This window comes from Pollutibacter soli, from assembly GCA_029269725.1.
In the GTDB taxonomy this organism is placed as follows: Bacteria; Bacteroidota; Bacteroidia; order Chitinophagales; family Chitinophagaceae; genus Pollutibacter; species Pollutibacter soli.
In genome coordinates this window covers 59621-80832 of sequence record JARJHS010000010.1, presented here as the reverse complement: position 1 = coordinate 80832, position 21212 = coordinate 59621, and the positions used below count along the sequence as shown (strand labels likewise).

19 protein-coding genes are annotated in these 21212 nt (G+C 44.1%); 11 read left to right on the top strand and 8 right to left on the bottom strand.

Annotated elements, in window-relative coordinates; genetic code table 11:
• Positions 1–138: 138 nt before the first annotated feature.
• On the top strand, positions 139–3066 hold the full coding sequence (locus tag P2W82_RS20715; protein WP_336517851.1) for an FAD-binding and (Fe-S)-binding domain-containing protein: 2928 nt from the start codon (positions 139–141) through the stop codon (positions 3064–3066).
• 655 nt (positions 3067–3721) lie between these two features.
• Here the strand turns inward: P2W82_RS20715 and P2W82_RS20710 are convergent.
• The 7 genes from P2W82_RS20710 to P2W82_RS20680 all read right to left on the bottom strand — a co-directional run bounded on the left by P2W82_RS20710 (position 3722) and on the right by P2W82_RS20680 (position 8760).
• Entirely contained in the window at positions 3722–4519 is a 798-nt protein-coding gene (locus P2W82_RS20710) for a hypothetical protein (protein WP_336517850.1), read from the bottom strand.
• Positions 4520–4652: 133 nt separating this feature from the next.
• Positions 4653–5321 carry a YdcF family protein gene (locus P2W82_RS20705; RefSeq protein ID WP_336517849.1) on the bottom strand — a complete coding sequence of 223 codons (669 nt, stop codon included), beginning with the start codon at positions 5319–5321 and terminating at the stop codon, positions 4653–4655.
• An 81-nt stretch (positions 5322–5402) separates the two neighbouring features.
• Entirely contained in the window at positions 5403–5855 is a 453-nt protein-coding gene (locus tag P2W82_RS20700) for a GNAT family N-acetyltransferase (RefSeq protein ID WP_336517848.1), read from the bottom strand.
• A 5-nt stretch (positions 5856–5860) separates the two neighbouring features.
• Positions 5861–6502 carry a class I SAM-dependent methyltransferase gene (locus tag P2W82_RS20695; protein ID WP_336517847.1) on the bottom strand — a complete coding sequence of 214 codons (642 nt, stop codon included), beginning with the start codon at positions 6500–6502 and terminating at the stop codon, positions 5861–5863.
• Positions 6465–6923 (bottom strand): Trm112 family protein, encoded by a 459-nt coding sequence (locus P2W82_RS20690; RefSeq protein WP_336517846.1) that lies wholly within the window; start codon positions 6921–6923, stop codon positions 6465–6467. The genes P2W82_RS20695 and P2W82_RS20690 overlap by 38 nt, the downstream gene beginning before the upstream one ends.
• 65 nt (positions 6924–6988) lie before the next feature.
• Positions 6989–8233, bottom strand: a complete 1245-nt coding sequence (fabF, locus tag P2W82_RS20685) for a beta-ketoacyl-ACP synthase II (protein WP_336517845.1) — start codon at positions 8231–8233, stop codon at positions 6989–6991.
• A complete protein-coding gene (locus tag P2W82_RS20680; protein ID WP_336517844.1) occupies positions 8230–8760 on the bottom strand; it encodes a TetR/AcrR family transcriptional regulator in 531 nt (176 codons plus the stop codon). The genes fabF and P2W82_RS20680 overlap by 4 nt, the downstream gene beginning before the upstream one ends.
• A gap of 518 nt (positions 8761–9278) precedes the next feature.
• Between P2W82_RS20680 and P2W82_RS20675 the strand changes: the two genes are divergently transcribed.
• The 7 genes from P2W82_RS20675 to P2W82_RS20645 all read left to right on the top strand — a co-directional run bounded on the left by P2W82_RS20675 (position 9279) and on the right by P2W82_RS20645 (position 16744).
• On the top strand, positions 9279–9737 hold the full coding sequence (locus P2W82_RS20675) for a (2Fe-2S)-binding protein (RefSeq protein WP_336517843.1): 459 nt from the start codon (positions 9279–9281) through the stop codon (positions 9735–9737).
• Positions 9738–9768: 31 nt separating this feature from the next.
• The gene (locus P2W82_RS20670) at positions 9769–11937 is read left to right on the top strand and encodes a xanthine dehydrogenase family protein molybdopterin-binding subunit (protein ID WP_336517842.1); all 2169 of its coding nucleotides are present in this window, start codon (positions 9769–9771) and stop codon (positions 11935–11937) included.
• Positions 11938–12039: 102 nt separating this feature from the next.
• The gene (locus tag P2W82_RS20665) at positions 12040–13191 is read left to right on the top strand and encodes an XdhC family protein (protein ID WP_336517841.1); all 1152 of its coding nucleotides are present in this window, start codon (positions 12040–12042) and stop codon (positions 13189–13191) included.
• Between the two features lie 2 nt (positions 13192–13193).
• Complete coding sequence (locus P2W82_RS20660; protein WP_336517840.1) at positions 13194–13817, top strand: nucleotidyltransferase family protein; 624 nt, start codon at positions 13194–13196, stop codon at positions 13815–13817.
• Positions 13814–14794, top strand: a complete 981-nt coding sequence (gene moaA / locus P2W82_RS20655; RefSeq protein ID WP_336517839.1) for a GTP 3',8-cyclase MoaA — start codon at positions 13814–13816, stop codon at positions 14792–14794. The genes P2W82_RS20660 and moaA overlap by 4 nt, the downstream gene beginning before the upstream one ends.
• 21 nt (positions 14795–14815) lie before the next feature.
• Positions 14816–16003, top strand: coding sequence for a molybdopterin molybdotransferase MoeA (locus P2W82_RS20650; RefSeq protein WP_336517838.1), 1188 nt, complete (start codon positions 14816–14818; stop codon positions 16001–16003).
• A 6-nt stretch (positions 16004–16009) separates the two neighbouring features.
• The gene (locus tag P2W82_RS20645) at positions 16010–16744 is read left to right on the top strand and encodes a sulfite exporter TauE/SafE family protein (RefSeq protein ID WP_336517837.1); all 735 of its coding nucleotides are present in this window, start codon (positions 16010–16012) and stop codon (positions 16742–16744) included.
• Here P2W82_RS20645 and P2W82_RS20640 read toward each other — a convergent pair whose 3' ends face one another.
• The gene (locus P2W82_RS20640; protein ID WP_336517836.1) at positions 16745–19192 is read right to left on the bottom strand and encodes a mechanosensitive ion channel family protein; all 2448 of its coding nucleotides are present in this window, start codon (positions 19190–19192) and stop codon (positions 16745–16747) included.
• A gap of 226 nt (positions 19193–19418) precedes the next feature.
• On the opposite strand from P2W82_RS20640, the gene P2W82_RS20635 reads away from it, so the two are divergent.
• From P2W82_RS20635 to P2W82_RS20625, 3 genes are read left to right on the top strand one after another with little or no spacing between them, the layout of a single operon-like run.
• Positions 19419–19646, top strand: coding sequence for a MoaD/ThiS family protein (locus P2W82_RS20635; RefSeq protein WP_336517835.1), 228 nt, complete (start codon positions 19419–19421; stop codon positions 19644–19646).
• A 2-nt stretch (positions 19647–19648) separates the two neighbouring features.
• Positions 19649–20776, top strand: coding sequence for a HesA/MoeB/ThiF family protein (locus tag P2W82_RS20630; RefSeq protein WP_336517834.1), 1128 nt, complete (start codon positions 19649–19651; stop codon positions 20774–20776).
• Positions 20769–21212, top strand: a complete 444-nt coding sequence (locus tag P2W82_RS20625; protein ID WP_336517833.1) for a molybdenum cofactor biosynthesis protein MoaE — start codon at positions 20769–20771, stop codon at positions 21210–21212. Before P2W82_RS20630 ends, P2W82_RS20625 begins: the two co-directional genes overlap by 8 nt.

Genomic DNA, 21212 nt, shown 5'->3' with positions numbered 1-21212 from the left:
TCAGTATTATGCTGGACATAAAAAACCGGACCATGTGTCTCATTGGCAATATCATTTGCGTGGAAGATAGTCGTTTTACGTTGAACGTTTAACGTATAACGTGTATTTTTGCACCTCCCAAAGCAAAACCTTTGGTGCATGAACGCAGTGATACCCGATAATGATCTTCAGCTGGAAGGCGAATGGTATGATGATTTTACAACGCGGACCCTTTATGCAACGGATGCTTCGGCGTACCGGGAAATGCCGATGGCGGTTGCGGTACCAAAAACGGAAAATGACCTTAAAAAACTGATCCGCTACGCCAGGAAAAATAATACTTCTCTTATTCCCAGGACAGCCGGTACTTCATTGGCCGGGCAGGTGGTTGGAGATGGGGTTATCGTGGATATGTCCAAATACTTCACAAAAATCATTGAACTCAATAAAGAAGAGAAATGGGTCCGGGTACAACCCGGCGTTATCCGCGACGAGCTGAATATGTTTCTCAAACCCTATGGTTTATTTTTCGGGCCCGAAACATCGACAGCTAATCGCGCCATGATCGGTGGAATGGTGGGAAACAATTCCTGCGGCTCCAATTCAGTTGTATATCGAAGTACAAGAGAACATTTGCTGGAAGTAAAGGCATTGCTCAGCGATGGATCAGAAGCAACCTTCGGACAGATCAGCATCGAAGAGTTTCATGAAAAATGCGAGGGAAATTCTTTAGAATCGAAAATATATCGGAACACCAGGCGGTTACTGAGTGATTACAATAATCAGCAGGATATCCGCAATGAGTTCCCCAAGAAGTCAATTGAAAGAAGAAATACAGGATACGCAGTTGATGTATTGCTTGATACGGCTCCATTCACTGCCGGAGAAAGAGATTTTAATTTTTGTAAACTGATCGCCGGATCGGAAGGTACGCTTACGCTGCTGACTGAAATAAAGCTCAATGTTGTTCCCCTGCCCCCGCCCGTCAGCGGACTGCTTTGTGTGCACTTCAATAGTATAGACGAAGCATTACGCGCCAACCTGATTGCTTTAAAATATGGCGTTTCTGCCAGTGAACTGATTGATCATTATATTCTCGAATGCACGAAAGACAATCTCGAACAACGAAAAAATCGCTTTTTTGTTCTGGGAGATCCCGGTGCTATTCTGGTAATCGAATATGCAAGAAATACAAAAGAAGAAGTTGAAAAAGTTGCAGCTGAAGTTGAAAAGGAAATGAAAGCTGCCGGGCTCGGCTATCATTTCCCGTTACTTTTCGGTACAGATACAAAAAAGATCTGGACACTGCGAAAAGCCGGACTCGGTTTGTTAAGTAACCTGCCCGGCGATGCAAAAGCAGTTCCGGTTATCGAGGATACCGCTGTTGATGTACAGGACCTGCCTGATTTTATCCGCGACTTCAACATCATCCTGAAAAAACACAATCTTTTTTCTGTTCATTATGCTCACGCCGGATCAGGCGAGATACATCTTCGTCCGATCATCAACTTAAAAACAGAAGAAGGAAACCGCATGTTCCGCATAATCGCGGAAGAGATTGCAACCCTTGTAAAAAAATACAAAGGCTCGCTCAGTGGTGAACATGGTGATGGACGACTGAGAGGGGAATTCATCCGCCAGATGGTGGGAGAAAAAAATTACCAGCTGCTTCGTGAAATAAAAAGAACCTGGGATCCGGAGAATATTTTCAATCCGAATAAGATCGTCGATACGCCAAAAATGGATACCATGCTCAGGTATACACCGGGTCAGATCACTCCGAAGTTCGAAACGGTTTTTAGATTTCACGACCAGGATATTCTTCAGCATGCAGAGCAATGCAATGGTAGTGGTGACTGCAGGAAGACCCAACTTTCAGGTGGTACGATGTGTCCGTCGTTCATGGCTACCCGAAATGAAAAGGACACAACAAGAGCCAGGGCAAACATACTCCGGGAATTTCTAACAAGATCAGAAACACCCAACCGGTTCAATCATAAGGAGATTTATGAGGTGATGGATCTTTGCCTGAGCTGCAAAGGCTGCAAAAGCGAATGTCCCTCAAACGTTGATGTAGCAAAACTCAAAGCTGAGTTCCTGCAACATTATTATGATGCGAACGGAGTTCCGTTCCGGTCAAGAATGATCGCCACATATGCGGACTCAGCAAAGCTTGGAGCGATATGGCCATCGTTTTATAATTTTTTCATGACCAACCCCGTGGTCAGTAAACTGGTGAAAAGATTTGTGGGTTTTGCAGTTGACCGCTCAATGCCGGAGATTCACAGGTTCACGTTACGCAGCTGGTACAAAAAATACAGGAAACAAAAACAGAAACAGAATACAGAATACAGGTCAGGGGAAGTATATCTTTTTGTTGATGAGTTCACGAATTTCCAGGATACAGAGATCGGTACAAAATCCATTTTGCTTCTGGAAAAGCTCGGCTATTTTGTACATGTGATCGATCACCCGGAAAGTGGACGCGCAAGTCTTTCGAAAGGACTTCTCCGGGACGCAAAAAAAATCGCACAGAAAAATATCGATCTGTTCAGCAAGATCATAACAACCGAGAAACCTTTAATTGGCATCGAGCCATCGGCGATACTTACGTTCCGTGATGAGTATCCGGATCTTTGCAGCGAAGAGACATTGGCAGCAACAAAAAAGCTTGCTGAAAATGTATTCACCATCGATGAGTTTATTTCAAGAGAAATCGATGCAGGAAATATTCGTCCGGAAGCATTTAGCAATGATGCAAAAGAAATCGTACTTCATGGTCACTGTCAGCAAAAATCTTTGTCGACTGTCACCAGCTCTGAGAAACTGTTATCCCTTCCCGAAAATTATAAAGTAAAAATTTTGCCTACAGGCTGTTGCGGAATGGCCGGATCCTTTGGATATGAAAAAGAACATTTCGATCTCTCCATGAAGATTGGCGAACTTGTACTCTTCCCTCGCGTACGTGAACAAGCTGAAAACACCATTATCGCTGCACCAGGTACCAGTTGTCGACACCAGATCAAAGATGGAACAGGAAGAAAAGCGAAGCATCCGGTGGAGGTGCTTTATGAGGCGTTGAGGTAGTTGTTCGTTGTTCGTTGTTCGTTGTTCGTTCTTCGTTGTTCGTTTGGAAGACCTTGCGATAATATCTGCGTAAATCAGCGTGTATTTAATCCGCGGGATCTGCGGGAAATCTTGTTCGTTTGGAACAGCCTGCCGGCACGCATATTGTCTTAACAGGGCCTGTTGAATTGAAGAATTGCAATTCGTTTCTTTAAAGATTTTTTCAGTTTTCATTCGAAAAAAACCCGACCAAAATGGCCGGGCTTTTCAAACATTCAAAACCAAAAGTCTAAAGTGTTGAGATCAGGGTTAACATTTTACAACCTGAGTGACCTGGTGTTTGATCAAATTTCATTTCTCACACAATTCAGTTCAGTTCTCAACTTAAGATCATGGTTAAAACCGGTCCACATCGCTGACCTTTCATTTTTCCCCTGGTTTAAGCGTAGGCTGATTGAGCATACACTCACTATCCACATCATCTAACTTTCATCCTTCACCAGTCAACTTTTCACTTTTCCTTTTAGCTGAGACCAGTGTAAATTGAAAAATGCATCTTCCCACATCGCCGATCTTTCATATTTCCCAGGTTTAGACTTGCTGTTATTGAAAAAAGTACTTTCACAAAAGCTAACTTTCCTCTTTTTACATTCAACCCCTACTTCCTTCCTACTACTTACTGGTACACAAATCCTACAGTACTCTCCGTCTGCGGCTGACCGGGCAATCCACTTTTCACCGTTGCACCATTTGGAAATCCTTTGATATTGTAGTTATAGGTGTATACATTTTTATCAGTCTGTACCTGGTTTTCATCAAACACATCTTCCACGGTCACGTTGTTTTTTGAAGGACCCTGCCAGAGCAACGCAAAAAAATCGCGGAAGGCAAACAGTGGATTTGTTTTGGTATCATGCTGAAGGTTAACATGCCCTGCTCTCAACATCTGACCAGGAACATCAGTACCAATCATAATCACGCCCTGTGTTACATTTCCGTTTGCATTGTAATTGTAGTCGAATTCAAGGATGGGTTCGAATTCAACGCCCGATCCAACATAGATGGTCGCTTTTTTCATGTACCCGTTTTCAAACACATAGTTTGTATAACCGGTACGCTCACCTGCCATAAAAATATCGGCACGCTCGAGAACACCATTGGCATACACCGGAACAATTTTTTCACCAGAGCTGCTGTTCATTTCAGTGATCACTTTCTGATCATTATAGGTGAGAGTGAAATCAACGATATCATTATCCGTATTGATTTCATTTTTAACGGTAGCTTTCTTAATCGTTCCGTCAGTATTGTACTGGAAGCGCACAAAATCTTCACCATCCTTGTACTCAGTGAGTTTGCTTTGTGGCTCAGGTTGCGGATTCGGTTTATCATCTTTTTTACATGAACTGGCTACTAACAACAGGCTGCTGAATAATACCAGGCTGATTCGGTTGAGCATTTTCGTCTTTTGCATAATTGTTCTTTTAATCATTGTTAATTCTTGATGTAAAACAACAATCAATGCAACACCTGATCAATCAAATCCGGTTCGAATTGCGGAATTTGCGGATGAATTGTAGAAATCCGGAACAGGAACCAAAAATCTTTTACTTCGCCGCGTCGGCAACAGAATAGTCGATATTCTTTCCGCGGGTTCCTCTTAATCGCTTCCAGATACTTTCTCTTTTAGTGATCGGAACGAAGTCTTTCACCAGTAGACTTTCAAAATTGATGACAGGATCAATCATGGTGGGCTCGATGGTATTGAGGGTATCCATCACCATCGGGATGATGCCAATATCCTGGCTGATCTTGTTCTTTGCAAAATCCCTCAGCATTTTTGACTGAAAAGGATCGGATGCCAGCGCTACCGTTTCAAAGCCAAGCTCTTTTGCTTTATAATAACTGTAGTAGATGTTTTCAGTACTGTGTTCCGCCCGCGTTTCCGTATAAATATTTTCTTTGGGAATCCCAATGGCCTCGGCATATAAAGCCATCACTTCTGCTTCGCGGTAAGGTGTATACACGGCCGATCCCGAGAACATGACATTTCTTGCCACACCAATATCAAAAAGATATTTCGACCAATAAATCCTGCCCTTCATAGTACGGCTCCATTTGCCGTTTTCGAGCGGTACACCAGGTACAACGATAACATCATAAGTGCGCTCTTTCGCTCGCTTCAGTGCATTTTTTTGCGCACGCGAAGGATATACACAACCATAAATAAAATTGATCAGCGTAAGGCCAGTCAGCATAATCAGAATTCTAAACATATGTCAGCAACTTCCATTTTTTGTTCTATAAAAACCCGGACAATTTATCATTCAAACAATAGAGCCGGCAATTTGTTTTAACTATCCGGCAATATCTTCTTTCCATTCCATGTGCAGGATTGGAAATGGTTTTCCCTGCGGATCCAAAGGAGATCGACTTGTGACTGCAAAGCCCATATGCTCGTAAAACCCAACCGCAGATGGATTCTGTTCATTCACATCAACTTTCCGAAATCCTTTTTCATAAATTGCATAGGTCAACAATTTCTTACCAAGACCTTTTCCGAAAGCAACGGGATCAATAAATAGCATTTCGATTTTATCTCCTGACAGCCCAAGAAACCCGCGAATATTTCCAGATTCGCGTATCACATACAAGTCAACCTGCGCCAGATGTTCCCCCACCATTGGTTTGAAATACCGGATGTCCTCTTCTGTCAGGAAATGATGCGTTGATCTTACGGAAGCTTCCCATATCTCCGTGATCAGCGGATATTCCGCGGCATCAGCATTCGTTATTGTGAAAAATTCCATTTGATTTAATCCGTTTTACATCCTGTGATCGGATAACCGAAAACACCTGAACTGGTTATCCCGCAGGTTGACAATCCCAGTTGCTGCAGCCACGCCATTGCCTGCGCCTGAGGAATTTCATTCCTGAATTCAGGAGTAAAGGCGTCCAGCAGATCGATTATCTCCTCGCGATAATGCAAGTCAAACTGCCCGTTGATCTTCCTGATGATAAAAGTAAAGGGAAGTACAAAAATGATCAAAATTGCAACAGCGAACTTTAAAGGAATTTTTGAGAAGACTCTTCTCGCTTTCGTACTCAGCTGGTGCAATTTATTCTCACAGGGCTGATACAACCATAAACAAATCAGGGCTCCCGCTTTCAACATTGGTTCGACTAACGAAAGCGACAATTTAGTGTTATTGGTATGATGAAGAACTCCATTGGAGTACAGGATATCAAAAATACCTGGTGCAAAAGGTGGTAACTGTACATCTCCCTGCACATACCAGGCCCGGGCATTAGTATTTCGCTGGCAGGCATTATCAACAGCAAGACTTAACTCCATTCCAATTGCCTTGGCTCCCATTCCTGCTACAGCGGAAGTAAGTATGCCATGCCCGCTGCCTGCATCAAATACCAGCTTTCCTTCGATATCTGCTTCCTGCAAAACCTGTTTCCAATAAAAAAAGTGATCCTAACGACGCCTGGTCAAAATGCCAGAGCTTGTCTTTTTTTTCAGGATGAAAAAATTTCCACTCCATCGCAAAACTTGCCTTGGTCCTGCTGTTTTTCTGCCGGTTTCCTGAAGCAATCTGATTGTACCTTTCTTCCAGGGTTTCAACCTGCTGATCGAAATCAGGAATATGTGTTCTTAAAAAACCGGCATAATCATAAACAGCTTCCGGCAGCATGCGGGGAATACCATCAATCACCGGGTAGAACCAACCATTCCCAACTGAAAGGATGCCCGTTTTTATTTCGGTTATCCTGCCCTGTTGATAGGTGCGTTCAACCTCTTCAATGACCTGCAGCCTGAGAGGCAACCCCGTCACCGAACACCTGAGAAAGGACAAGATTTCCTCCTGCAAGTAATCAACAATTATCGCCCAATATAATTACTAACACACAGGATTGCAACACAGGTGAATAAATATCAGGCTTTGTATTTTTTAAAGATGGATGTGGCAATATGTCCGCCGAAACCAAAAGTGTTGTTCAATGCATAATCCACTTTCTTCTTTACCGGCTCACCCAACACAAACTGGAAGCGATCTTTAAATTCAGGTTCAATTTCTTTTGTATTGATGGTAGGTGGAATGATATCCTGCTGTACTGCGTTTATACAGGCAATACTTTCTATAGCTCCAGCCGCTCCAAGCAAATGACCTGTCATGGATTTTGTAGCCCCGACATGAAGGTTTTTTGCAGCGCCGAATACACGGCCTGCTGCGATCAGTTCACTTTCATCGCCCAGCTTTGTTGATGTTGCATGCGCATTGAGGTAGTCAATATCGTCCGGACGAAGACCGGCATCCTCCAGCGCTGCCATCATTCCGAGATAAGCCCCCTCGCCTTCCGGATGCGTTCCCGTAAGGTGATAAGCATCGGCAGCCATTCCACCGCCAACAACTTCAGCAAGAATGGGTGCATTTCTGGCAAGCGCATGATCGAGTGATTCCAGGATGACTGCACCCGCACCTTCTCCCATCACAAAACCATCCCTGCTGACATCAAAGGGACGCGAAGCTGTTTCGGGTGATTCATTATTCGTTGACAATGCTTTTGCCGCACTGAATCCGCCGAGACCGCTGTAAGTAATCGCTGCTTCAGAACCGCCGGTAATGATCATATCTGCTTTGTTCCAGCGTATATAGTTAAAAGAATCAATGATGGCTGTATTGGAAGTAGCACAGGCAGATACGGTAGTATAATTGATTCCGCGAAGTCCGTAACGGATGGAAATCACGCCTGATGCTATATCGACAATCATTTTCGGAATGAAGAAAGGATTGAATCTCGGAGTACCGTCGCCGTTAGCGAATTCAGTTACCTGTTCTTCGAAAGTGTGTATACCACCATTTCCGGATCCCCAGATCACACCGATCCTGTTCCTGTTCAGGTTTTCAAAATTGATTCCCGCATGGCCAATCGCCTCTGCTGTTGCAATCAAAGCATATTGCGTATACAGATCATTACGACGGATCTCTGCTTTGTCTAAATAATCAGCTGCATTGAAATTTTTCAGTTCGCACGCGAAGCGGGTTTTGAATTTTTCAACATTCAGCTTAGTGATATTCGCTGCCCCGCTTTTACCGGCGAGTAGATTATTCCAGAAAGTTTCCGCTGTATTACCTATCGGTGTTAATGCGCCAATGCCTGTAACAACAACTCTTTTCATGATCCTGTTTTTAGTTCTTTAATGATTGAATTCCTTATCAGATCAAAATCCCCCGGATCTGTAATTCTCGAAAGCTGCAAAGCTGCCATTATATTGGAGATAATCAAAAGCGCTTTTGCCCGGGAGGAAATTTTATAATGAAAGATACCTTGCTTTTTACCTTCTTCGAGAATTGTCTTCATCCATAGCAGAATATCATCTGCCAGAAATTTTAATTCTTTTCTAACCGGCTTTTCAATCGTGTTAAGATCAGTAGCGAGCGAACCCACGATACATACCTGTCCATCGTTATGGAGTGTATTATACATATCCATGAAACGGCTCAGTTGTTTCACAGGATCAGATTTTGCCGAATTCCTTACGATTTGGTTCAACTCTTCGTGTTGTCTTTTTACAACCGCAATTCCCAGATCAGTCTTCGTCGGGAAATAATAATGTATCGAAGCATTTCTGATGCCCAGCACTTTGCTGATGTCAGTGAAGCTGAAGCCGTTATAGCCCTGCTCACGGATCAGCTTATCGCCCAAGCGGATAATTTCTGTGCGGGTATCCGGCAATTCAAAAATTTCCGCGAAGATACCTACCTTTTAGTAGATAGACAAATAAGGATCGCAGGGGTGTAAAGTTTAAGGTGGAAGGTGGAAAGTAAGTTCTTGCGAATGTTGAATTTGTTTCCAATTGTCCCAGGCTTTAGCCAGGAGCTGTTGAAAGCCTAAGTTGAAAGTTGAAGGTAAGCTCTTTCGAATGTTGAATTTGTTTTCAATTGTCCCTGGACTTAGCCAGGGGTAAAAAGAAATAAAAAATATCGCCGGTACTGTAAGGGTGAGATTGATAAAAAAAATAGTGATAGAAATAGCCCAGCCAGAAATCCCGATCAGAATTATGGGTTATTAAAATTCCCTCCAATCAGCATCGATTGACTTTCAACTTTCCATCTTGCACATTCAACTCCTATGAATATGCTGAAAGGTATCCTTTTGACCAGGATTCTATATCAATTTTTGTAACTTTAATACCGCTGTTTTTCAAATTAAAAATATATTTCATGCCTTCGTACAAACTGAACATCAATGACAAGGATTACACCGTGGATGTTGATGAAACCATGCCGGTGCTCTGGGTAATCAGGGATTTTGTCGGACTTACAGGTACCAAATTCGGTTGTGGCATTGCACAATGTGGTGCATGCACCATTCACCTGGACGGAACACCGACGCGTTCATGCAGCATTCCTGTATCTGCCGTGGCTGACAGGAAGATCAGGACTATCGAGGGAGTATCAGAAAATGTTGATCATGCGGTTCAGAAAGCCTGGATTGAGCTACAGGTACCACAATGCGGCTATTGTCAGTCAGGACAAATCATGAGTGCAGTAGCGCTGCTGGAAAAGAATCCCAAACCCACCGATGCCGACATCGATGGTGCAATGCAGGGAAATCTCTGCCGCTGCGGAACTTATCAGCGCATCCGCAAGGCCATTCATCGCGCTTCAGAATTAATATAGTTACTCCAACCTATAACCGAAAAATATTCATATGCAACAACTCAGCGGCCTTGGCAGGAGAAAATTTCTGCAGCTGGCAGGACTTACAGGAACAGGTTTTTTTCTGGGTCTGAACACAGGTTGTAAGGGAAGTCCGGAAGTAGCGGCAGTTTCTGACCCCGGGAAACTATTTGAGATCACACCGTACATCAATATCGAATCAAATGGCGTCATCACCATTTTTAATACCAAGCCGGAAGTAGGCCAGGGTACCTTTCAGTCGGTGCCTGCACTTATCGCAGAAGAACTGGAAGTATCTCTCGACCATGTAAACATCCGGCAGACCGGAGGAGAGAGCCGTTTTGGTGAAAGCCAGGGTGTAGGCGGAAGTTCATCCGTCCGCGGTGAATATTTCACGTTAAGAAAAGTAGGTGCTACGGCAAGAGAAATGCTGACGACAGCGGCCGCCGTACAATGGAAAGTCCCCGTAGAAGAATGCTATGCGGAAAATGCATTCATCATTCATAAACCCAGTGGTAAGAAACTAAGCTATGGTGAACTTGCAGATGCGGCATCAAAACTTACGCCTCCGAAAGAACCCAAACTGAAAGATCCGAAAGACTTTAAAATCCTGGGTAAATCCGGCGGCCGACCCGATGTCCCGTTGAAAAGTTCAGGTAAAGCTTTATTCGGAATTGATGTAACGGTGCCCGGGATGATGTATGCATCGATTGAACGGTCCCCTGTGATTGGCAGTAAACTCAAAAAGTTTGATGACGCAGAAGCCAGGAAAACAAAAGGTGTTATTGACGTATTGCTCTGTGAACGTCTTGTTGGTATCTGGAGGCACGATGGAGTTGCAGTAATTGCTGACAACTATTGGGCAGCGCTCCAGGGCCGGAAAAAACTGAAGGCCGATTGGGACCACCAGGGTCGCGAGAAACTCAACTCGAAAGATTACGAAGCAGGTCTTCGGAAACTGGCTTCAAAAAAAGGAATTACGGATCACAACAGCGGGAGTTTTGAACAGGAATACAATAATGCTCATCAAAAACTGGAAGCTCTTTATGAAACTCCGCTGGTTTCGCATTCGCCGATAGAACCGATGAATTGTGTTGCCCGCTGGAACTCCCCTGAAGAAGTGGAGATCTGGACATCGACACAGATTCCAGGTGATCTTGTTAAAACAGTAGCCAAAGAAAATAATATACCCGAAGCTAACGTGAAACTGCACACGATGTTTAATGGTGGTGGTTTCGGACGCAGGCTGATTACAGATTATGTACATGACGTCGTCGCACTGGCGAAGAAAACCGGCAAGCCAATTAAAGCCATCTGGACACGTGAAGATGACACAAAGCTTGGTCCTTTCAGGCCGATGACCTATTCTGCAATGAAAGCTGGCTTCAATGCCGCAGGTGAACCTGTCGCACTGGAACATAAGGTCATTTCTCCATCTATTGATGCCGGTTTATACCCTGGCTTTGATCCTAAAAAAGTGGATAAAACGATGATGGAAGCCACAGCCGAACAAAAATACGAGATACCCAATCTGCATACCAGCTTTGTATACAGTCCTCTTGAAATTCCGCTACTCTACTGGCGCGCGGTGACAAGCACAACACTCGCTTTCTCGCATGAATGTTTCTTGGACGAGATGGCGTATACTGCTAAAAAAGATCCGATGGAATTCCGTCTGGGCCTTGCAAAAAAGGGAACCAGCCTGGAAAAGATTCTAACGAAATTGAAAGAAGTATCTGCGTGGGATGAGCCATTGCCGGCTGGCCATGGGCGTGGTGTTGCGCAATATGAATTTTTCGCGGGCCACTGTGGATATGTTGTGGAGGTTTCAAAAAAAGACAAAGGCATTCAACTGGAAAAAATATTTGCAGTCATTGATATGGGAACTGTAGTGAACCCCGATACTGTAAAAGCTCAGGTAGAAGGAGCAGCAGTGATGGCGCTTACCGCGGCCATCAAAGGGGGTATCACATTTGAAAACGGGCAGACTGTACAATCCAACTTTCACGATAATCCACTGGTTCGCATAAACGAAATGCCGGATGTATCAGTGACGATCCTTGCTGATGGCGGTGAAGTAATCAAAGGTGCCGGAGAGCCTGGTTTGCCACCATTCGCTCCGGCTTTGTGTAATGCGGTATTTGCAGCTACAGGCACGAGGATAAGGCGGCTTCCATTTGATATCAACAATGTCGGTTGATTTTAACATTTGATCGGAGCTGTCACTGATGGAATGGGGTTAAATTGACATTGTTTACCATAGGCGGAAGCAGTGATTGTAAGATCAAACACATGAGTAACAATGAAGGAGATCAGGGATATTATCCGTGCATACGATGAAGCAGTAGCTGCGGGAAAACAGATTGCCCTGGCGACCGTGGTACACCTGGAAGGCTCTTCCTACCGCAGGCCCGGCGCGCGAATGCTGATCACAGAAGAAGGAGAAATGACCGGTGCAATAAGTGGCGGCTGCCTGGAAGGTGACGCTTTGCTGAAAGCACAACATGTGATGGCAAGAAACCAGGCTCGGGTGATTACATATGATACCACTGATGATGATTCTGCCCTGGCAATAGGCCTGGGATGTAACGGCATTGTACGAATACTGATCGAACCTATTGACCCGTCCGATCCATTCAACCAGGTCAGCTATCTGAAAAAAATTACCGCTGATAGAAAACGGTCTGTTTTAGTGACACTCTTTTCATTGGATAGCAGGCATGCAAATCAGAAGGGTACCTGCCTGCTGATGCATGAAAATGGCGATTATGAATCCAGTTACTCCGGCTTACTGGAAGAGTCAATAATACCTGCTGCGAAGATTGCATTGGAAGAAGGAAAATCCTCATTTAAAAAATATGTAAGTAGCCAGGGAACTGAAATCGCATTTGTAGAATTGATCAATCCTGCGGTTTCCCTGATAATTTTCGGTGCAGGAAACGATGTTGTTCCGCTGGTGAATATGGCTGAATTACTTGGGTGGACAACCACTGTGATCGATGGTCGGGCTTCCTATGCACGCGAAGAACGGTTTGTTTCCGGTTGCCAGGTTGTGGTTTCAAAACCTGAATCTGCATTTGAACATATTCATGTCGATGAGCGCACCGTTTTCGCTTTAATGACGCACAATTACCAGTATGATAAAGCGATCCTGAAAATACTTTCTACCAGATCACCAGTATATGTCGGGATGCTCGGGCCTTCAAAAAAACTGGGTAAGATGCTGGAAGAATTCAGTGAGGAAGGGTCAGTGATTTCAGAAAGTTTTCTGGAAACCGTACACAGCCCGGTTGGCCTGGATATCGGCGCAGAAACGCCGGAAGAAATTGCACTTTCCATCCTTTCAGAGATCCAGTCCCGTACGACAGGAAGAACAGGTGGTTCATTACGGCAACGCAACAACGAAATTCACCCGCGGGAAGACACCAGGATTGAAGAACGAAAACTAGAGTGAAAGTGAATCATGCAGTGATCAGTAACTGTTGTATTATCATCCTGGCAGCAGGCGGAGCCAGCAGGATGGGCGAACCCAAATTACTTCTGCCCTTCCGCGGATCCAGTTTACTCGAAAATGCCATCAATGCTGCGAAAGATTCCGGTATGGCGAACATCCTGCTGGTGTCCGGCCGATGGCATGAATCGATAGAAAAAATTGCGGCCAGAAAGGAAATAGTTTCAGTAACAAACGAAAACTGGAAAAATGGCATCAGCAGTTCTATCAGGAAAGGATTGAACCATGCCCTTTCAACATGGCCGGGAACCGATGGAGTGCTTTATATGGTCGCAGATCAGCCTTTTGTTACAGGACAATTGCTCGCAGAAATAAAAGATGCACAGGCATCTTCCGGGCTGCCTGCAGTAGGCAGCGGTTATGGTGGCACGGTGGGGACTCCAGCAATATTTCACCAGTCATTATTTGAGGAAATTCAGCACCTGTCAGGCGATCATGGAGCTCGGAAGATATTACAGAACCATAAAGATCAAATAGGCATCGTACCTTTCACGGCTGGAGAAACAGATATTGATACACCCGCAGATTATGTCGCCTTAGTCAATGCGGGTAAGAAAAAGAGTTCATGATAAAAGATACTTTTAACCGCGTTCACGATTATTTACGTATATCACTAACCGACAATTGCAATCTTCGGTGTTTTTATTGTATGCCCGAAGAAGATTATCATTTCACGCCCGCATCCAGACTGATGCAGGTGGATGAGATTGAGGCAATCGCCAGGATTTTTGTTTCAGAAGGCATAAAAAAGATTCGGTTAACAGGCGGTGAGCCGCTGGTTCGAAAGGATGCGCGTACTATTATAGAACGTTTATCAACGCTTCCTGTCGCTCTTACCATGACCACAAACGGGACAAGACTGCATGAATTTGCTGACACTTTGGAAGCGGCAAATATCCGGTCATTGAATATCAGCCTCGATACATTACAGTCTGACAAGTTTCACCTTCTTACACGCCGCAACCAGTTTGACCTTATCATGAACAATATCAGGCTGATGATGTCACGTGGATTTAATGTAAAAGTGAATGTGGTCGTGATGAAGGGCATCAATGAAACTGAGATAAATGATTTTATTGCCTGGACCAAAGATGAACCTGTACATGTCCGCTTTATAGAATTCATGCCGTTCAGTGGAAATCACTGGAAGAGTGATAAAGTTTTCACATGGCATGAGATACTTGAAAAAATCAGTTCGTCATATGCTCCGGAACCATTAACAGGAGATCTTCATGATACTGCGAAAAAGTACCAAATTCCCGGGCATAAGGGAACCTTTGCCGTTATCAGTACAATGAGCGCGCCGTTTTGCAATGGCTGCAACCGCATCAGGCTTACTGCGGACGGCAAAATCAAGAACTGTCTTTTCTCGAGTGATGAAACAGATTTACTGACCCCTTTCAGGAACGGTGAACAGATCTTACCGCTGATACATCAAAATATTTTGTCAAAGAAAAAAGAACTTGGTGGTCAGTTCACTGCTGATTTCTCTCATCTTCATGCCGAGGAAATTGCCAACAGGAGTATGATCACTATTGGAGGTTAACCGGATCAAGCCAGCTTATTTATGATAACTGTCCGAGAAGCAAAAAAACTGATTGCAGGTAATGCTATCACTGGAAAACAGCAAGTAAGATTTTTACAGGACACCATCGGCCTCACGCTGGCCGAAGACATTTATGCACAGTATGATATTCCTGCTTTCCCGCAATCTTCCATGGATGGCTATGCATTTCGTTTTGATGATCTACAAGAATTTGATGCATTGACGATTGTCGATGAGTCTGCTGCAGGAAATACAAAAACAGTATCGATCGGAAAAGGAGAAGCCGTGAGGATATTTACAGGTGCGCCATTACCTGAAGGCGCAGATACCGTTGTCATGCAGGAAAAAGTGAGGCTTGAGCAGGGAATTCTTTTTGTTGAAGACGAACGCCTCGTTGCAGGTATGCATATGCGAAATGCAGGTTCGGAGATCAAAGCCGGCATGCTGGCAATGGAAAAAGGACAGAAGATAGTACCGGCAGTGCTGGGATTTTTGGCTGGGATCGGCGTAGAACAGCTGGTTGTTTATCCTCCACCCAGGATACATATCATCGTCACCGGCAATGAATTACAGGCACCCGGGCAGCTTTTACAGCCGGGGCATGTGTATGAATCAAATTCATTCAGCCTGAGAGCGGCATTGCTGCAAATGGGTGTTACTGACGTCAGAATCGCTCATGTTACTGATCAGCTTGATTTTGTTATCAATGAAATCAACAAGGCGTCGATCGATGCAGATATCATACTTCTTACCGGAGGTGTGAGCGTTGGTGACTACGACTTTGTACCTGAAGCCACAAAAACTTTGGGGGTTGAAAAAATTTTCCATAAAATAAAACAGCGACCGGGCAAACCGTTGTATTTTGGAAGAGAGAACGATACCCTGGTTTTTGGGCTACCCGGAAACCCGGCCTCAGTACTGACCTGTTTTTATGAATATGTATCGCTGGCGATAGATGGGTTCATGAAAAATGCAGAACCTTCGTTGAAAACAGTTGAAGCAAAGCTTGCAACAGCTTTCAGCAAACCAGCCGGTCTCACGCATTTTCTGAAAGCGAGGTATAAAGATGGCATTGTGAAATTACTTGATGCCCAGGAGTCATACCGGATGAGTTCCTATGCAAAAGCCAATTGCCTTTTGGTTGCCGGGGAAGAGCGGACAAATTTTGAAGCGGGTGAAATGGTTGAAGTTCATATTATTCCGAGCTGATTCATTATGGACATAGTTTTTTATGTACTCCTTTTCATCGTTGCATTTCTATATTCGGCAGTGGGCCACGGAGGCGCCAGTGGTTATCTTGCACTGATGGCGTTGTATGGAGTTGCGCCGGAAACAATGAAGCCTGCGGCACTTCTTCTCAATCTTTTTGTTTCACTAACATCGTTCATTCAATATTACCGGGGCAGGCATTTTATGTTTAAGATTTTTCTGCCGCTGGCTCTCGCATCAATTCCGATGGCATTTCTTGGTGGATTGGTATCCATTGATGCATCGATCTATAAAAAGATGCTGGGGGTGCTGCTGTTGATTCCAGCATTGCGATTTTTAGTAGTGAAGAGCGATATTTCCGAAGCCGAAAGAAAGCAAGCCGTGCTTTGGATATCTATACTCATCGGCGCAGCCATCGGATATCTTTCCGGATTGATTGGTATCGGCGGTGGTATCCTTCTCTCACCTATTCTGATCCTGCTTAAATGGACCAATCAGAAACAAACGGCCGCCATCAGTGCGCTCTTTATTTTTGTCAATTCATTCTCAGGACTGGCAGGACAAATCACGAAAGGGATTCAGTTCAACAACGATATTTTCGTTTATGTAGTGATAGCATTTGCCGGAGGATTATGCGGCGCGTATTTTGGCGCACTCAAATTCAAAAGCAACATCATCCAGTACCTGCTTTCGGCAGTACTCCTGATCGCTGCGTATAAACTCATTTTTGCATCGAACTGATTATTCCAGTTTCAGATTGTTTAATGCCAGGCCTTTTTTCAAAAGCGTAAATATTTCATTGCGTGCTTCTTCTGATTTTGCCACATCCGTACACCAGTAAACCAGATTAAGGGAGAAACCATCATCGTACACTTTTGTAAACAATACCTGAGGCTCGCGACCCCTCACTATATATTGGGAATCAGCGATTGAATTTTTTATCACTGTTGCTACCTGTTCCATATCATCGCTTCCCCTGACCTCTATTTCAGTTGTTATTCTTCTCTGATTGTTCAGCAAAGTCCAGTTGACGATCTGTCCGGAAAGAATATCACCATTGGGAATAATTACTTCAGCTCCATCTTTGGTGGTGAGCATGCTCGAACGTAAACCAATTTCCCTCACCCTTCCTGCATGATCGCCGACCTGAACGATATCTCCGATCTGCAAAGGCCTGTCAAAAATCAATATAATCCCTGAAACAAAATTGTGAACGATGTTCTGTAACCCCAGACCGATACCAACACCGAGTGCGCCAAGTACAATCGTAATTTTGTCGACCGGAACACCTGACGCAGCAACGGCGAGAAGATAGCCTATCGATAACAAAACCAGTTTTGCAATGAGCAACCGTGATCTTTGTCTTTTGTTCTGAACCACTTCATCTCCCTGTGCATCTCCAAAGAAATATCCTACGTAACGCTGCAGTATATGCGCCAGCCAGATAATGGTAAAAAACAGCAATACTCCGCCAAGGGTGAACGAAGCATCTCCGATATGGCGTGGTGTTAACAGGAAATCCGAAAGTCCGTTAAACACAACTGATGCCAGGTTCAGGTTGGTAATAAATACAATCAACCATAACACCGTTGTCACCACCAGTATCACACGACGGAAACTGGTCAGCATTTCAGAATAATCAAAGTTGACGGTGAGCCCGCGTTTTATCCTGCTGGTACTTACCTGTAGCAAAATTGCTTCGATACAGATCTTCCCGAAAACAGCCAGCCCGATAGCCTGCATGAACGCGAAAATCGCCGTAGTCCCCAGTAATTGTGCAAGGGTATATCTTCCGAAAACATTTAACAGCAGCGAAAGAATATTCATCACATTATGCAGCACGATCACGAAATGCAGAAAGCCGCGGAGATGCAGGTGATCCTTCATTTTCTTCAAAAAACGGATTCCGAAAATGACGGATAAAATATTCAGTACAATGAGAGCCCACCGCTCCCATAATTCCGGATCGACGACATGATGGGAAAGTGAAAACAAAATATAAAGTAGTACCATGGCCATCCAGGTGGTAAACAGGTTCCGCGGCCATTTTTTCCAGCAGACGATGGTGAGAATGATGATAAGGAAAAACTGCATCATCTCGATGTAGGTCGATGGTGCATGCAGATCAAAAAACGGTGCAATACAAAACATCACCACCAGCGACGACACAATATAGCCGGAGGGCAGATATGAAAAATGAAAATCATTTAATGCCGATATCGCATTCAGTTTTTTTAATGCCCTTATATTCCGGAATACCCAAACAAAAAACAGTAACCCGATCAGCAACAAAAACAAACGACGATTACTGCTGTCCCTGAAATAATAACGTACAGCTTTTTGCTCTGCGCCATACACTTTTTTAATCGATGTTTCAGCTATAGTGTCCGGTCCCGTTTTATGAGGCTGCCATAGAAAGCCATACTCTTTTCCAAATATTCTTGAAGCAGAATTGGAAAGCTGATTTTCCACTTTCTCCAGTAATTGTGAAGTTGTAATGCTGCTGGAAGAATTATGTGTCTGCAAGAGATTGAGATCTGCGAAACTCTTACGCAACTGCCTCGATGCTCCGCGGAACCCTCTGCGCATCTCCCTTACCTGTGTCGCAAATTGTTCCCTCAATACAGAGTCCTTCATCAAAGATTGAAGCATCGTATCGCCAACCAGCGGTTTCATCTTATCGCGTAATTTTTCCAGCGCAACTTCAGCACTATCCAGTACCTCACGCTGATCCTTTAACGTGTTCTGAAGATTATCCAGGATCGTTCTGAATACCTGCAGATTTCTGAGGCTAAGGGTTGTTTTGTTGTTGTTGATATTATCTTTCAGGATAGCAAGTAAGGAATCACTCCCTTCCAATCGTTTTTTGATATTGAGTACACGCGGAGTTGCCACACTCCCGTTTTCAATCTCATCGAGAATTACAAATGTTTTTTCAATCTGCAACTGGTAATCTGCGCTGGTCAGTTTTGCTGTGTCGGCGAAAAGTGCTGCAATGCCCCCTCTTCCTCTCCGGGTGGAATCATTTCTGAACCCGGTACTGTCTCTTCTGAAACGGGTAGAGTCTTTCCTGAAGCCGGCAGAGTCTCTTCGTGACCGGCTGGAATCCCGGAGATTTTGTTGTGCATAGGATTCGCCAACCGACATAAACAGCAAAAAACAAATCAGTATCCGGTACAACACCTTCATGATATCCATTTTTAAAAAAAGTATTTCCGCTCTTCAATCTTAAATCAATCGTTAAAAGTCTTGATTTTAAACCTTTTATTCCGATACTAAACGAAAAATGGGGGAGATAATTTTGCGAACAGCAAATGATTGACCGGATATTTCTGCGCAGGGACATGCCGGATAAAAAACCGTAATTTTAACGGCATTTGTCAGTCATTTTATAAAAAAAACCTACCTGTTCGTAATGGATATCCAGGTATTTGGAAGACTTACTGAAGTTTTTGGGGCGGATAAAATCACTGTTGATCCGGTAAATGATACGGACTCCCTCCTGAAAAAACTCAGGCAGGATTATCCGGCAATTGGTGAGACCGGATTTATCATTGCGGTGGATAAAAAACAGGTTCGGGAAAATGTGCAGCTTTCGCCGGGTATGATGATTGTACTGATGCCTCCTTTTTCCGGTGGATAACTATGTCAAAATCTTTTTCACCAGAACGATATCAGCGGCAACTGATCCTGGACAAGTTCGGGATGGCTGCACAGCAAAAGCTGAGTGAAAGTCGCGTGCTGGTGATAGGAGCCGGCGGATTAGGGTGCCCGGTCCTTTCCTATCTCGTTGCTGCAGGTGTAGGTAACATTGGTATTGTTGATGACGACGTCATCGCTATTCATAACCTGCACAGGCAGCCTTTATATGATACGAAGGATGTTGGCAAGTTAAAAGCTCTTACTGCAAGGGAACATTTGCTGGATCTAAATCCGTCTGTACATATCGAAGCTATTACTTCCAGGCTCGATGAATCAAATGCTTTGTCATTGTTTGCAAGGTTTGATATCATCGTTGACGGATCTGATAATTTTGCCACGCGCTATCTTGTTAACGATGCTGCTGTACTCACCGGCAAACCATTTGTATATGGCGCCGTCACTCAATATGAGGGTCAGCTGGCAGTTTTTAATGTAACCAGCGGACAGGAAGTGCAGGGTATACATTATCGTGATCTTTTTCCTGAACCACCTGCACCAGGAAAAATACTGAACTGTGCAGAGGCTGGCGTAATTGGTGTGTTGCCTGGAATAATTGGCATTATGATGGCAGCAGAAGTGATCAAATTCATATCTGGCGTAGGAAAAATGTTGACCGGCAAGTTGCTTACCTTGAATATCCTGACCAACCAATGGCTTGAACTGGAATTGGTATCATCAGAAAAAACCAGGTCATTAATTCCTAAAGATGCAGAATCGTTTGCGCGCATGCGTTATGAAGATCTTTGCAATGGAAACAGCTACGGAATTTCTGTCAACGAACTTAAAAAGATGCTTGCTGATGAAAGTATTCTGATAGTAGATGTTCGCGAAGTTGATGAAGTTCCGGAAATGGAAGATTTGAAAACACTCCGCATACCCATGAGTATTTTCAAAGAAAAAATGTCCGGTATTCCAGTGGGCAAAGTGGCTTTTATTTGTCAGTCTGGAATCAGGAGCCGAAGAGCCGCAGAGATGCTTGCAGATGCGAGACATTCGGGCGAAGGTATTTTCAGTGTGAATGGCGGAGTTGTAAAATGGATGGATTCGCAAAACAAAGCAGCTCATGTCTGAGAAAAAAATCAAAAATATTTTTGTACAGGGGCCGGTAGCCCCTGCATTTATCGCAGAAAGTATTGCCTCACATAAATCCAAAACCGGCATCGGTGGGCACAGTATATTTCTTGGGCAGATCCGAGCGGATAAAATCAATGAACAAACTGTTCATGCGATTGAATACACGGCGTATGAAGAGATGGCGCTGGAGAGAATGCAGGAAATAAGAGAAGAGATTTTTTCGAAATACACTTTAACATGTATGCATGTACATCATAGCCTGGGAAAGATCGAGGCAGGAGATATCTGTCTTTTTGTATTCACTTCTGCACCTCATCGAAAAGCCGCAATGGAAGCCTGTGAGGAGGTGGTGGAGAGAATAAAAGCCGAATTACCGATCTGGGGAAAAGAGTTATTCGGCGACGCAACACATCAATGGAAAGAGAATATCTGA